Source organism: Paenibacillus sp. JJ-100 (assembly GCF_948329825.1).
In the GTDB taxonomy this organism is placed as follows: Bacteria; Bacillota; Bacilli; order Paenibacillales; family Paenibacillaceae; genus Paenibacillus.
In genome coordinates this window covers 435220-450759 of sequence record NZ_CAOJCM010000003.1, presented here as the reverse complement: position 1 = coordinate 450759, position 15540 = coordinate 435220, and the positions used below count along the sequence as shown (strand labels likewise).

Here is a 15540-nt window from a genome sequence, read left to right as displayed (position 1 = left end):
GTCCATTTCATCGTACACGGTACTAGTTTTCCTGAATTCTACTCTGAATATGAAATGAATTTTTTAAAAAGCAATCATCCCGTTGCTCTTCTTCTCCATATTCTGTAGTTTACACGTTCATCCAGCAAAACAAAAGCGAAACTGAACTACCGCGCCAACTTGTAGCATAAACTGATTGCTCAGGTAGACACCCCCATGGTGGCCCAGTAAGATGAAACAAGCCCAATTAGACATCAATGAATCATTCATCTAATAATCACTGGCCTCTCAGACAGACAAAAAAGCGGCTCCCTTCCGGCTTATCCGTAAAAGAGAACCGCTATATTTATGATGCGGATACGTCAACCTTTGGCACTTGAAACGATAAATCCGCTGCGCTCCAGCAGACGGGAGCTTTCCTCGTTCAATCCGCGCAGATGCACGGTTTTACCGAGCTTCGCGTATTTAAATTTCACTTTGCCAATTGCGACAACCGCTGTGTTATCCCAGATATGTGAGCCGCCAAAGTCAATCGTAATTTCCTGCGGATCGGCTTCTGCATCGAATTCATCGACGAAATGGGACGAAGAGCCGAAGAAGAAGGGCCCGTATACGCGGTACACTTTCTGTCCTTGCTCCTGACTAGACTGCACGCGAATTTTAGTTTGTTTCCAGCCGAAGTGCAGCACACTCAGCACGACACCAACCATAACACCGAGTGATAGGTCGTGAGTGTAGAGAACAATGGCTACCGTCACCACCATAACGATCGCCTCAGCACGCGGTACGCGGGCTATATTTTTAACAGAACCCCAGTCAAATGTCCCAATACACACCATAAACATCACGCCAACCAGTGCACCCATCGGAATCTGCTTCACAACACCGCTGAACAACAGCAGCAAAATCGCGAGGAATGCTCCCGCCGTAAATGTCGATAACCTGCCGCGTCCACCCGACTTCACATTAATCACCGATTGTCCGATCATTGCACAGCCAGCCATGCCACCGAATAACCCATTCACGAAGTTTGCAATCCCCTGACCACGTACCTCACGGTTTTTGCTGCTTTTGGTTTCAGTCATTTCATCGACAATGGTCGCTGTCAGCAACGACTCCAGCAAACCGACAAGTGCCATCGTAAATGAATACGGCAGCAGTAGCATCAGTGTATCCCATGTCCACGCAATATTCGGCAGGTGAAACATCGGCAGCGTACTTGTCAGATTACCCATCTGACCTACGGTTTTGACATCCAGATGAAAGACCACCGTAATGATGGTCATGATAATAATAGCCACGAGCGGAGCCGGAACCCCTTTGAAAAAGCGTGGCAAAATATAGATGATCGCCAGCGTTCCTGCCACCATCACATACATGATCCAGTTAGCCCCTGTGAAGTGGGTAAGCTGTGCCATGAAGATCAGAATTGCAAGTGCATTCACGAATCCGGTTAATACAGAATGAGGCACAAACGTAATAAATCGCCCCACTTTGAATAGACCTAAAATAAACTGAATCACACCCGTCAGAATGGTAGCTGCAAAAAGATACTCCACCCCATAATCCTTAACGAGCCCGACCATCAATATCGCCATAGCTCCTGTTGCAGCCGAGATCATGCCTGGTCTGCCGCCCGCAATTGAGATCACTATCGCGATGGTAATCGATGCATATAGTCCCACCATTGGACTAACACCTGCTATGATTGAGAAAGCGATCGCTTCCGGAATGAGCGCTAGCGCTACCGTGATACCTGCGAGCAGGTCGCCGCGAATGTTACCAAACCACTGTTGTTTTAATGTATTCATATATTGTTGCCTAGCCTCCCAGATGTACTCCTCATATTATTAATTTTTTCCAATCCACTTAAGAATAACGGAAGCAGTACACGTCCGATCTGAAGCCTTGGAATCCATAGACAGCAACATTAGCAGCGCCACAAACAACACAAAACAACGGATCATTCTCCGTCAGAAAAAACATATTGTTCCCGCCGTTTTTCCTGCTAAAGAGCATAACCGAAGACACCTTGCCTTTGATCCATGTCCAGTCTAATGGTTCCCAAGTTCACGATGGTTCCACTTCTACGATGTAGCTCCATGCCATGGCGTACTCACCATCTTCATTACCGTTCCAGCGTGCACTGGCCTGTTCCGTCACCCATTCAGTACTCTTTCTTACTCATAACATCTCATCTCTATTACACCATCACGTCCATCGAATCGACGCGGGAATGCGATGCCTGTAGGTTTTCCCCTCTCAGAAAAACCGGGTCCGTTCATCTACTGACCTATTATTATAAATTCAGGATTACATATGTACGAACTCGGTATTCCCTTGAAAATAGATCCCTATCTCTTATTATCTTCATCTAACACTATTTAACTCCCTTTATCTCTATCTCATAAACAATACGATCCATATTGTGGTCATTACTTTGTTTCAGAAAAAAAAGAAAAGAGCCTTAAAGAAGGCTCCCTACAGTGATTTTACTTAACATGTGGTATATCTATGTTTCTACAGGCCTTGTGCAATCCTCTGCAACCCTTTGCAACCTTGTGCAATTCTGGTTTAGAACCTGCCCGATTTAAATATCGAATAGAGCAGAAAGGCAACCATCAGAATCGCCACCAGAAAACCAATCTCTATCACCGGAATATCCCATAACATCGTGGACTGATGACTAATCGAAGAGCCAATAATAAGTCCAACCATAATGATACAAAAGGCAAGCAGCACAATGCTAAAGGACAAACGATTACTGATCTGATCCAATCTGCGCAGAAGAGACTCCAGTTCAGGTACGCTAATTTCAAGCCGTAGCTTACCTTTGCTGATGATGGAAGATAGCTGCCGAAGCTGCCCTGGCAAACCGATGACACTCTCTGCCATATCTGCGGCACTGCGGAACAATCTATTTTTGATGCGACCTGCACTAAAACGTTCCTTTAATAGCTTACGACCAAACGGCTCCGCCATATCCACGATACTCAAATTAGGATCGAGATGTTCAATGACGCCCTCCATCGTCAGCAACGACTTGCCCATAAGTAATATATCAGCTGGCATCACAACCCGATGCCTCTGCGCAACGCCGAACAGGTCATTTAGGGCCAGACCCACACTGATTTTGGAAAAGGGAATGTCATAATATTTCGTCCGAAGTTTGTCCAAATCAACATGAAATCCACGCACATCCATATCATCCGGCATCATGCCCAGCTTCTCAATGGAGCGAATCATGCTATCGGTATCCTTCCGCATCAAGCCTATAATAAGCGACGAGAGCTGTTGCCTCATCTCATCGCTCAGACTTCCCACCATACCGAAGTCAATAAAGGCAAGGCGTCCATCCTTGAGCACCATCAGATTACCAGGATGCGGATCGGCATGGAAGAAACCTTGCATAAATATTTGATTCAGCAACGCATCCACCAGACGCTCCGCAATATCGTTCAGATCATGACCACGCTCTACCAATTCGTCCCGGTTGTTCAGCTTGATCCCTTCGATATACTCCATCGTCAATACACGTGATGAGGTCTGATCCCAATAGATCACGGGAATCTTCACTTTGTTGTCCTGCTGGTATTGCTGTGCAATCTTCTCCGTATTGCGACCTTCTACTGTGTAATCCAACTCCGCCATGAGGGCCTGCGCATATTCTTCTACCATCTGTGGAATCTGATATTGCTTCACCCAGTCCCACCGTTTCTCCGCCATGGCGGTCAGCTCACGTAGAATGTCCAGATCACGCTGCACAATCCGCGATATACCCGGGCGCTGGATTTTGATCGCTACTGCTTCTCCGCTCTGAAGTTTGCCCAGATGCACCTGACCAATGCTGGCCGCAGCCACCGGGGTATCCTCGAACCGGGAAAAGATCTCCTCCAGCGGTGTATCCAATTCCTGTTCCAAAATACCCCTTGCCGTCTCGGATGAGAACGCTGGAACCTGATCCTGCAATTTAACCAGTTCGTGAATAACCGATTCAGGTAACAAATCTGCTCTTGTGCTTGCAAGTTGCCCCAGCTTGACAAAAGCCGGCCCCAGCTCCTGAAGCACCAGCCTGATCCGTTCACTCAGCGTTTTGGTTGGTTGTGCTTCACGCGACATCCACCGCCGTGGTAGAGCCAGCATCTGAAACAGCCCCAGCTCCTCGACCATATAACCGAAGCCATGACGCATCAGCGCCATGGCAATTTCACGGTATCTGCCGATATGTTTAATCCGCACAACCATCTATTCGATCTCGTTTCCTTTAAGAGGAGGAGCATCTTCAGATGGAGCCGGGGATTCATCAGGATGAAGCTGTGGTGTCTGACGCAGTTCAGCCAACTTTTGTTCCAGCACTGTAATACGCTGCTCCAGACTGGCCACATCATTCTGGGATGCCACGCCAGCTTCCTGAAGCACACGCTTGACCTGCTCCTGAATGACACGTTTCAACTGGCCTTGTTCTTCTTCACCACGCTCCAACAACCGATCAACAAACGCTTTGGATTCTCCGGGTGCAAGCTTGCCGCGCTCCACCAGATCTTCCACGGTTTTCTCAATCTTTTCTTTGCTGACTACCGTAAGACCAAGACCTAACGAGAACGCCTTCTTGAACAAATCGCTCATCTTATTCATCCTCCTCTTTGGTTGTCTTTATATTACACCTCTTAAACCTCGACATGCAAAAAGGAGAGCTTCATTATACGTACCGCGCTGCCCATTTGCCTGCCTGCAACACCAATCTTCGATACGTTTCATTCGCAAAGGATGGAACCGAATGTCCTGGCATCAAATATACGATTCGTCCTAATCCATATTTATGCGCCCAAGCAGCGGGTTTTGGCCCTTCACTGGACTGGTACTCCAACAGAATTTTGGTCTCGGCAAATGAACCGAATTCGAATTCATAAGGTTCTTCTTCCATGGTAAAACTGGAGATCCCCTCCGTCACTGGGTGACTCTGTTCTGTAACCGTGAATTCGAGTGGTGCGTAGGGAGGGTGCTGTAGAAATTTGGCTCCAATCATCTGTTTGATCTCATTCCGATTTTGAAGAGAGATTCCATTATGCAAGATGACCAGTCCGCCCCCATTGCTCACATAAGACAATAGACCCGCTGTCTGCTGTGGAGAGATTTTCCCCCTCCAATCGTCCACGTATGAGATACAGACATCAAATCCAGAAATATTTTCATGCAGGAACATATTGCGGTTTTCGCTGCACTGAACTGTGATCGTATCTTGAAAGATCCGGCTAATCTCTGCATCTACACCCTGAAGCGGATGCCAGTCCGGATGCGTATAATCTCCAATCAATAGTGCTTTCTTACGATGATCCATCATCTACATCTCCTTTCATAGGATACTGTGTTGATTGTTCTCCGTTGCGTTGCGAGGTCTGCGCTTGGGTTCTGGATGCTCCGTCTCTAAACACATTCAACATCCTTCACTAAAAACCTTTAATTAGACAGTCTCCTGTCTAACTTCACGACCAAAGTCACAGGAATAATAACCTTACTCCAGTCTCTTACGAGAAAAGTAAAAACACTCACGCCGAAGCAGTAGCAGCCAAGCTCAGTCGTACGATCCTGTCGTTTTGCCAGCATCACTGCTCGTACCTGTGATGACCAGGCAAGGTGCCGCCCTGAGTACTCGTTGTCTTTGTTCGATCGCTGGATATGGTGGTTTTGATATTCATCGTTTATCCCGCCTCTTTGTCGTACATAGAACAAATAGACCATCCCTGATCTGTTGCAACAGTCTGGGACGGTCATTTTCCTCTCCGAACCTGAAGTGCAGGCATACTCCGAAGAGTTCTGCACCGTGTTCGTTGATTACTCTCTCCGAACACCGATCGGATGTGCTGCAAAGTAACGTCCCAGTTCAACAATAAGTGCCCCCATCTTCTCTTCCTCTGGGACAACTAACGCTTCGATCCCTTCCTCACGCATGGCATTGGCTGTAACTTTACCGACGGAGGCTGGAACGACGCCTTCCTTGAAAGCAGTGCGCAACTGGTCCAGCTTGCCTTGAGAAGATGCATATTCCGTCAAAAATCGAACCTGTGGTCCGCTTGTAAAAGCCACTGCGTCAACCTTATGCTCAAGCACATCATCCAAAAGTTGCTCCAGCTCTGCCTCTTCCGGTGGGACGTGGCGATACGGCAACACTTGTCGTACAGTGGCCCCCTGCTCTTCTAACCAACGAACCAGCTTGGGAGCAGTTTCCCCGTGCAGCTGCAACATCACCTTTTTACCGGTCAGATCATGCGAACCAAACTCACGAATCAATCCGTCTGTACTACCATCATCATCTCGTACCAAGGGTGTCAACTTCAGCTTTCTTAGCGCATTCACCGTTTTGTACCCTCTTGCTGCAATACAAGATTCAGCCAACACATTCCGAAGCTGTCCTGCTACATCCATATCCTCAGCCATGTCGAACAAGGCGTCGATCCCCATGCCCGTCGTAAAAATCGCCCAGTCCGAGGGATTAGATATCCAAGAGACCAGCCCGTCTCTAATATTTCGATCATCTAAAAATACCGTTCCCTGTGCGGGACGCACAAGAGGAATTCCACCCATTTTCTCTACCAATAAAGACATCTCTTTGGACTTCCGCGGTCCAGTTAAAGCTACGCGTACCCCTGCCAAGTGTTGAGCCATTCAAGTCCCCTCCGTTTGTCAGCCGAATGTTCATCAGTCTGACTACAGTATACAGGCTACTTGTGCAGAGGGAAACCAACGCAGCATGATTTATGGGCGATCTGGCTATAACGATTATTTATGGTTTTCATCAGGAAGGCTGCAGATTGCCGCTACCATGAGAATCCTTTTGTTTCTTTTCGGAAGCGGAAATCGGGGCATGTTCTGCATTTTTTTTACGTGGACGATGGAATAGAAACAAAACGATCGGGAATAGAATCTCGAACACGATCGCGACCCACGTCCATTCTCGAGTAAACCGATTCAACTGAATGGCATTACGGAAAAACCAGAATGCACATACAAAACCGAGCAGTGCAATCGGCCCCGTCAAGACTTTACCAGATACCTTTGGAATCATACGTTTCAATCCCCAGCATACAAAATACAGGTCGAACGCAATCTTCGTAATAATACATGGTAAAGTCAACGCCGCAAGCGGCAGATCAAACCGATCCAGGAAGTCACTAATCTGCAACTGTCTTGCGAGCTCATACGACGGATATACAAGTCTTGAAGCAATAGGTACTCCAATAGCAGCGATAGTTTCCACAACAATGAGCATCATTAGCAGTCCGGTAAAAATTGCACCCGAAAATATCGACTTTACTCGGAAATCACTGCCCCTCACCACAAATGGCAAGGCAATCATCTCACCGAAGAACGAGAAGAGATACCAGCTTCCCGTTACAATTCCGGCCAAGTCCATATCAAGAAAGGGTTTTAAGTTCTCCAGATTGATCTGCTGAATCAACATAAACGGCACGATGGCGGAGTTTAATATGAAAAGAGCCACATATAGCTCAATCATCCCAATCAGGGAACCCAGCCCTCCCCGGACGATAAAAACAGCCATAATAATCAGGGTGAGTACGATGATGGATATGGGCGTTGTCTCCAGCAATGTGATGCTTACATAGTCACCTGTCAGCCGGATATCTCTAGCAAGGACAAAGAAGAAAAATGTGATGTAGAGACTTCCCATCACTCTCCCGAGAAAAGGAAATCGCTCCACCAGTGATTCAAATAGATCCTTATCTGGAAAACGCCGCTGGACTCGACTTAACATCCACATCGATGCCACCATAATCAGAATAACGGGCACATAACAGAGATATGCATGCTGTTTGGCATAGAAGATAGCCTGAGCATGAGGTTGAAGCAACGTGCTCGAAAAACTAAGCAGCATAATAATCAATACCATCTGCCTATGGGTTACCTTTTGATTCATCTTCCCCCTCCTTTCATTCGTGTAGCTTTTCATATTAAAGCCCTTCTATAAACTTCATCAGGGCAACGGCAGTATGCGCTGGATCACATGACTTATCCATACCGTTACATAAAACGTTTTGCTGAGTGTCGTTACATGCATCCAGATACCAATCCCAATGCCGATCAAACCATACGACAACCAGCGGTTAATAGGTGCTGCCTGTTTCAGATGTCGAAAATCCATGACAAGCACTACAATAACCATCGCCAGATATGTATACACAAGCGGTTTAATCATGTACGATATCCTCCTCTACGACTCCGATTGGTTTATTGAACACACCAACATTCTCAATCAAGACATGCGGCACGACTTCAACCTTAACGTCCGGGTAGAGGACATCCCAGCGATCCTTTATTTTCTTCCATTCCTTTGGCAGTTGTTGATGAATGGATCGGCCCATACCCAGAATGTCTGCTTTGAATTTCTTCTGGATCAGATGAACGCCTTCTTCGATATCTGCCTTAATCTTCTGACGAATATCATTATTGATTCTGACGATCTCTTCTTCCCTCAGATCACCGTAATTCGATTCGTTGTCCACGACTACACCTTTAGCATATAGTTCAATGTCTACACTGACCTTGCCATTTTCTATACGAGGTTGAAGAGAAGCATTATTCTCATTCAGTTTGATAAATATATCGCCCTTCCCGCGAGGAGCCTTGATCATTACTTCAGGCGCATTGGCTTCCCCCATCGCAAGAATTAGAGCGTCTGCCGGTTCTTTATCCATCAAACCAACAAGTTTATCTTTTTTGAAAATAGCCAGACCATCTAGTTTGATATTCGTCTTGGAGTCCTTCCAATCTTTCGGTATGCTATCCGAGACTGAAGCTATGGGCAGAAATGGATCAATGCCCTCACTCAAAATAGAATCAACAAATATTTTGAGTGAGCGTGGTTTTCTCATATGCAGGAAACATAATTCACGAACCATCTCGGAAGGGAACTTCTCAATGGGAGCGTCTGTATCAATCACTTTGTAAGCATCGCCCCGAGTGACGACTGGCAATGCTGATAACCGATTGAGCGGATATCGCGTAAGTAAGTCAAGCATGGAGGCCACTCCTTCACGGGCAAGTTCTTCTCCGATGAGAATCGTTCTCCGATGTGCATAATAAATTCTCCGAGATAACGATTTTTGACCTGCAAGGCTTGTTTCACGCAGCGTTCGGGCTGTGTTGGAGAGAAGAAACCAGGATTTGTCACCACTTGTTCCCCCGCCTCCTCCCTCACTGCCCGTTGAACCTGACTGTCCTGGAAGCGCAATTTGCAGGCTTGCTCTATAGTTATCCTCTTCTTTATCAACGGCAATGCCTATCACAAAAGCAATATCATTGATCTCCTCTCGATCCCAGCAGCCCGATAGCAGGGAGGTGCACAGAATGAGCGCAATGACCGCCTTGTATTTCATTAAAATCTTCATGGACTCACCATCCTTCCTCTGCTTCCGGCGAACCATTAATATCTCTGACCATACGTTTGCGGTCTCGGTGTACGGTCGAAGGACGATTGATCATCTTCCACCAAGGTGCCCGAACCACAATATCTTTGGTATCTTTCATGTTGTACGGGCTGAGCCCGGACAGATAAGGTACACCAAATGAGGTCATCTGCGTCAGATGCACAGAGATTAACACCAGACCAATAACAATGCCGTATAACCCCATCATCCCTGCCAGGAGCATGAGCGGAAACCGCAATAATCGAACGGTAATAGCAAAGTTGAACCTAGGTATAGTGAAGGATGCAATCCCCGTCATGGATACGATAATAACCATCGGTGCAGATACAATTCCTGCCTGTACAGCCGCTTGACCAATAACCAAAGCACCGAGGATACTGACGGCTTGTCCGACTGTTTTAGGTAATCTTACCCCGGCTTCTCGAAGGGCCTCAAAGGATAATTCCATAATGAGCGCTTCTATGAGAGCTGGGAAAGGGATTGCTTCCCGCGCACCTGCAATACTGAGGATCAACGTCGTTGGCAACATATCCTGATGAAAGGTTGTTATAGCAATATACAGTGCTGGCAGGAATAGAGCGATGGCAACAAACAAGAATCGAATCCAGCGAATCAGATTACTGATGAAAAACCGTTCATAATAATCCTCGCTGGCCTGTAACATCTGCCACATCGTGACGGGTGCGATTAGAGCAAATGGCGTGCCGTCCACCATAATGGAGAAGCGCCCCTCCAGCAAGTTTCCAGCGACTGTATCCGGTCGCTCGGAATAATGCATCTGTGGAAAAGGAGAGTACGGATGATCTTCAATGAGTTCTTCGATATAACCGCTCTCCAGAATACCGTCTATTTCAATCTTCTCCAGACGTTTCTTGGCATCTTGAATAACTTGGGGATCTGCAACACCCTCCAGATAGACCAAAACGATATCGGTTTTGCTATCGGAGCCCAGTGTCATACTCACCATCTTGAGTGCAGGTGTCTTCAGCTTGAAACGCAACAACGCCGTGTTCATACGCAAGGTCTCTGTAAATCCCTCGCGAGGTCCACGTATGACAGACTCGGTCTGCGGCTCCTCAACGCCTCTTCTGACCCCACCTTTGACGTTGAACAACCAAGCTTCACGTTCTCCGTCCATGACCAATAATGCGGACGAGGCAAGCACGCCCTCTGTCGCAGCAGCCCAGGTTTGAACTCGCTTCACTTGTGTCAGCTCAATCCGCGTATCATCAATAGGCATATCTGGCTCATCGGTTCGTTGTTGGATCAACCCTCGAATGAGCGGACGTAGCATATGCTCCTGAATATCTGCCGAATTCACGATCCCCTCGACGTATACAAGCAGTCCCTGTACTTCCGGAGTAATCATGACGTTTCGGAACACCACATCAGAGCAATCTGAGAAAATTTCTTTTAACGCCTGAACCTGGTTCGTATGAATTTCACTGATCGGTTGCTTCAAAATAGGCGGGGACGGCAGTCCCAATGGTACATAGTTGTTATCGTCAGAAGATCGTTTTGACCCTTTAGACTTGTCGTTGCCTGATGAGTTACCTGCCATATGCCGCCCCTCCATTCTTGTTTTTATACAAGGTAGCTTGTGCCAGAAGGCAAGGAATTATGTGGTCTTTTTTCACAAATTGGATTGTGCCCCTAAAACAAACAGGCACCAAAAAGGCCTCTGTGTTAAACAGAGACCTTTCAGGTGCCATGCCTATGATCTATAGTCTTTTACTTCATTATTGAACGCTGGCGTCGACTTCCTTGATCATCTCCTGGACCGATTCAAGTCCACCGCCCGAAAGGTACCAGTAATTTGGATCCAAATAGACGATATGTCCTTCTTTATAAGCCGTTGTATTTTTAACCAGATCGTTCTCAATCACCTGTTTCGCTGGTGCAGCCTCACCACTTCCTGCTACAACTGCACTGCGATCCACAACGAAGAGATAATCCGGGTTCTGCTCCATCACATATTCAAATGAGACGCTTTGCCCGTGCGTAGATACTTCAATGTTGGCATCCGACGGAGTGAATCCGAATACGTCATGAATGACACCAAAACGGGAACCCGCACCGTATGCGCTAAGCTTGCCTTCGTTGGTCAGCACGACCAGTGCATTTTTGCCTGAAGCCGTTACTTTGTCATGCAGAGCCTTAATGGAAGATTCAATCGATGCCATAGCCTCTTTTGCTTCCTCTTCTTTTCCGAAAATCTCACCCAGCGTTTTCACGTTGCTGCTCAGAGAATTCATGTAATCCGCATTATCTACAGCCATATAAACGGTTGGCGCAATCTTGCTAAGTTCCTCATAGGAATCCTGCAGTCGGCCAGAGATGATGATGAGATCTGGATTCATGGCATTCACTTTTTCAAAATCAGCTTCCTTCAGACTTCCTACGTTGGTATACTTCGCATCTTCATATTTAGCCAGATAAGAAGGTACCGCCTCCTGTGGGACACCTGCTACCTCAACGCCAAGCTGATCGAGTGTATCCAGCACGCCATAGTCAAACACAACAACCTTTTCTGGATTTTTCTTCACCGTTGTTTCACCAAGCTTGTGTTTTATCACTACACTGTCACCAGCCTGCTCTGTTCCTGCAGCAGCTTCTGATCCTTTGCCACTACTAGCTCCAGTCTGTTCCTCTGCTTTATTGCCACCACACGCTGCCAGTACAACAGACAGCACAACTAACAATGTAAATAACCAACCCTTTTTTGTATTCATTAAAATAAACCCCTCTCGCTGTTTAATGTTGATTTGTATGTTCCACCTAAGTAAAGTACACGCCGATCTTCCGGCCATCAATGACATGCACCGGAATATGCATATCATAGACTTCCTGTAATACATCCGTGTTAATGATGTCCTCTGTTTTGCCTTCTTTCACGATACGGCCGTCTTTGAGGGCAACAATATAATCCGAGTAACAGGAGGCAAAATTGATGTCATGAATGACGATAACGATTGTTTTACCAAGCTCGTCCACCATATTACGCAGCACTTTCATAATCTGGACGGAATGTTTCATGTCCAGGTTGTTGAGCGGCTCGTCCAGCAGAATGTACTCTGTGTTCTGTGCAATCACCATGGCAATATAGGCCCGTTGGCGCTGCCCACCACTCAGCTCATCCAGATATTTTTTTCGGAAAGGAGACAGTTCCATGTAATCAATCGCTTCCTGAATCGACTGTCGATCCTCGGCTGTCAGCCTTCCTTGCGAATAAGGAAATCGGCCAAACGCCACTAAATCCTCCACAGTCAATCGGATATTGATGTGATTGGATTGTTTGAGTACAGATAGTTTGCGTGACAGGTCTTTGTTCTTCCAGCTTTCAATTTCCTTGCCTTCGATCAGCACTTGTCCCGCATCCTTGCCGATTAATCTGGTGATCATGGATAACAATGTGCTCTTGCCTGCACCGTTGGGACCGATAAACGATGTGATCTTTCCTTTGGGGATGTTTAGTGACACGTCATCCACTACCCGGACGCCCCCGTATTGTTTGGTGACATTTCGAACTTCTACCACGACTTATTCTCCTTTAGCAGCAAATAGATAAAGTACACACCGCCTATGAAATTGATAATAACGCTGACCGTGGTCGCAAAAGTAAACACCCGCTCGACAATGAGCTGCCCACCAACCAGAGCAACCACAGCAATCAGAACGGAGCCCCAGATCAACACGACGTGACGATGTGTCCGGAATACCTGATGTGCCAGATTGACAACGAGCAAGCCCAGAAACATAATCGGGCCAACCAGCGCTGTAGAGATTGAAACCATGATCATAACTACCAGCAGCAATCTTTTCACAATGTACTGATAATCCAGACCCAGATTGACCGCATGATCTCTTCCAAGGGACAACACATCCAGATACTTTGTGAATTTCCGCGCATACAATAAAATTGCTAATATAGCAAGAATAGATATGAGTAGAAGATCCGTATTCACATTATTAAAGCTTGCGAACATTTTACCTTGCAGCACCAAAAATTCGTTCGGGTCGATCAGCACCTCCATGAAGGACGACATGCTCTGGAACAGCGTTCCCAAGATCAAACCTACCAGTAGAAGCAGATAAATATTACGCCCCTGTTCCTTGCGAAACATAAACCGGTGCAGCAGGAGTGCAAACAAAGACATAAGGATCACCGATATGGTGAAATTCAGGTTTTTATTCACAAAGCTGATGTGCGTACTGCCGAACACAAAGACGGCAAAGGTCTGAAACAGCATATATAGAGAATCGAGCCCCATAATGCCAGGTGTCAAAATCCGGTTGTTTGTAATCGTTTGGAAAATAGTCGTAGCGTAGGCAATACAGCCCCCTGTCAGCACGATGGCCAGTATTTTTTTGCCTCTGCGGGGTAAGATGTAATCCCAATTGCCGCCAGCCTGAATGATCAGAAACAGACCGATGAGCAACATTGCCGCAACAATCAGCAAGCCGAATTTCCAAGTATTCGCCGTATATTTCATTTTCATGATCCATGTGCCTTTCTTCGAAGCAATAAATACAGGAACAGTACACTGCCCACTACACCTACTGTCAGACTGATAGAAAGCTGGTAAGGATAGATGATTAGCTGTCCGAGAATATCGCAGACCAACACAAATATCGCACCAAGAACAGCCGTATGCGGCAGCGTATCACGCAGGTTATCTCCCTTATAGAGGGTTACTATGTTCGGCACAACCAGTCCCAGAAACGGGATCGTACCTACGGTGATAATAACGACGGCCGAAACCATGGCGACAAGAATCAGACCAAGATTCACAACTCGTCGGTAAGCTAGTCCGAGGTTGGTTGCAAAATCCTCACCCATGCCCGCAAGTGTAAAACGATTGGCAAACAGATATACAATAATGAGTAAAGGGATACTGATGTAAATCAGTTCGTAGCGTCCCTTCATGATGGTAGAGAAGTCCCCCTGCAACCAGGAAGAGATGTTCTGGATCAGATCATTTTTGTAGGCAAAAAATGTCGTTACAGAGCTAACAATGTTACCAAACATCAATCCTAGCAGTGCGATATAGATCGTGTCCTTGAATTTGACCTTCTCCAGAATGCGCATGAAAATTAACGTTCCGGCAAGAGCAAAGGCAAAGGCTACCAGCATCTTCTGCAGAGGGGATGCCCCAGGAAACCACATTAGCGTAACTAGTATACCCAGACGGGCCGAGTCCATCGTACCTGCAGTTGTTGGGGATACGAATCGGTTACGTGTAAGCTGCTGCATGATCAAACCGATGACACTCATGCTGATTCCCGCAACCAGAATGCTGATTAAGCGAGGGAAGCGACTGACTTGCAGCACTTGTAGCTGAACAGGAGTCAGATGAAAGATATCCAAAGGTGAAATATTTGAATTGCCAATAAATATGTACACAACTGATAGAACCACAAGCACAACCAACATATACCTTAACTTCATCTCTGCATTTATCCCCTTAGTATCGCTGTAAAACATGCACATCTGCTCTACTTTGCTCTGTTCGCTGATATTGATATTCATTATCAATGATAATCAGTATACCGACATCTATTTTAAAGTGTCAACCTTTTGATGTTTAATTTTAATATCCATTTTATAGAATCTTATTGAATTTCCTTAAACAATCAAGGTGCAACATCTAATCTTTCTATCCTACATCCATTAGGAAAAAACCTCCCGATTGGAAGGTTCAAACAATGATTTCTATGTCTTCAAGTAGAGCATCAATCTGCAAAATACTCATCAGGTACATATTGAATCTCTGACTTGGCATAGATGATAAGAGTATACCGCTCTTTATCATATTTTACACGGTCTCCATCAACATAATACCAATGCTTTGTTAGAGGCCGGTCTTTGCGCTGTACGAACCGGAATACATTCAATTCCTGTCGAAGCTCCAGAATCTTGTTCACGGTCTGCTCGTCCAGCCCTGTCACGGTGAAGAGATATCCTGTTCCTTCCTGCTGAAATCGATAGGACAGCTCTGCATCTGTCTTGCTATTCGCTAGTCCGCGACCGGTCACACCGTGTTTTACCATGAACCATTCCTGCTGTGCCATACGGATCATTCCTCCTTTGATCTTGGAGTGAGAATTTATGTTTCTT

At 46.3% G+C, this 15540-nt stretch carries 14 protein-coding genes; all 14 read right to left on the bottom strand.

The features are described 5' to 3' along the window. Window positions 1–341: 341 nt before the first annotated feature. The 14 genes from PQG66_RS15080 to PQG66_RS15015 all read right to left on the bottom strand — a co-directional run bounded on the left by PQG66_RS15080 (window position 342) and on the right by PQG66_RS15015 (window position 15494). Complete coding sequence (locus tag PQG66_RS15080) at window positions 342–1790, bottom strand: SulP family inorganic anion transporter (protein ID WP_272038545.1); 1449 nt, start codon at window positions 1788–1790, stop codon at window positions 342–344. 763 nt (window positions 1791–2553) lie between these two features. Beyond that, window positions 2554–4224, bottom strand: coding sequence for an ABC1 kinase family protein (locus tag PQG66_RS15075; RefSeq protein WP_272038544.1), 1671 nt, complete (start codon window positions 4222–4224; stop codon window positions 2554–2556). Next, window positions 4225–4605, bottom strand: a complete 381-nt coding sequence (locus PQG66_RS15070) for a phasin family protein (RefSeq protein ID WP_272038543.1) — start codon at window positions 4603–4605, stop codon at window positions 4225–4227. 73 nt (window positions 4606–4678) lie between these two features. Continuing rightward, window positions 4679–5317: a ThuA domain-containing protein gene (locus PQG66_RS15065; protein ID WP_272038738.1), complete on the bottom strand. Its 639-nt coding sequence runs from the start codon at window positions 5315–5317 to the stop codon at window positions 4679–4681. A 494-nt stretch (window positions 5318–5811) separates the two neighbouring features. After that, window positions 5812–6642 carry a uroporphyrinogen-III synthase gene (locus tag PQG66_RS15060; protein WP_272038542.1) on the bottom strand — a complete coding sequence of 277 codons (831 nt, stop codon included), beginning with the start codon at window positions 6640–6642 and terminating at the stop codon, window positions 5812–5814. Window positions 6643–6772: 130 nt separating this feature from the next. Next, window positions 6773–7912: a GerAB/ArcD/ProY family transporter gene (locus PQG66_RS15055; RefSeq protein ID WP_272038540.1), complete on the bottom strand. Its 1140-nt coding sequence runs from the start codon at window positions 7910–7912 to the stop codon at window positions 6773–6775. A gap of 57 nt (window positions 7913–7969) precedes the next feature. Further along, complete coding sequence (locus PQG66_RS15050) at window positions 7970–8191, bottom strand: hypothetical protein (RefSeq protein WP_272038539.1); 222 nt, start codon at window positions 8189–8191, stop codon at window positions 7970–7972. Then, complete coding sequence (locus tag PQG66_RS15045; protein WP_272038538.1) at window positions 8184–9371, bottom strand: Ger(x)C family spore germination protein; 1188 nt, start codon at window positions 9369–9371, stop codon at window positions 8184–8186. The genes PQG66_RS15050 and PQG66_RS15045 overlap by 8 nt, the downstream gene beginning before the upstream one ends. Before the next feature lie 16 nt (window positions 9372–9387). Continuing rightward, complete coding sequence (locus PQG66_RS15040) at window positions 9388–10983, bottom strand: spore germination protein (RefSeq protein ID WP_272038537.1); 1596 nt, start codon at window positions 10981–10983, stop codon at window positions 9388–9390. Between the two features lie 178 nt (window positions 10984–11161). After that, the gene (locus PQG66_RS15035; RefSeq protein WP_272038536.1) at window positions 11162–12154 is read right to left on the bottom strand and encodes a siderophore ABC transporter substrate-binding protein; all 993 of its coding nucleotides are present in this window, start codon (window positions 12152–12154) and stop codon (window positions 11162–11164) included. 46 nt (window positions 12155–12200) lie between these two features. Next, window positions 12201–12959, bottom strand: coding sequence for an iron ABC transporter ATP-binding protein (locus tag PQG66_RS15030; protein WP_272038535.1), 759 nt, complete (start codon window positions 12957–12959; stop codon window positions 12201–12203). After that, entirely contained in the window at window positions 12953–13915 is a 963-nt protein-coding gene (locus PQG66_RS15025) for an iron chelate uptake ABC transporter family permease subunit (RefSeq protein WP_272038737.1), read from the bottom strand. The genes PQG66_RS15030 and PQG66_RS15025 overlap by 7 nt, the downstream gene beginning before the upstream one ends. Before the next feature lie 2 nt (window positions 13916–13917). After that, window positions 13918–14871 (bottom strand): ABC transporter permease, encoded by a 954-nt coding sequence (locus PQG66_RS15020; protein ID WP_272038736.1) that lies wholly within the window; start codon window positions 14869–14871, stop codon window positions 13918–13920. Window positions 14872–15155: 284 nt separating this feature from the next. Then, window positions 15156–15494 carry a hypothetical protein gene (locus PQG66_RS15015; RefSeq protein WP_272038534.1) on the bottom strand — a complete coding sequence of 113 codons (339 nt, stop codon included), beginning with the start codon at window positions 15492–15494 and terminating at the stop codon, window positions 15156–15158. Window positions 15495–15540 lie beyond the last annotated feature (46 nt).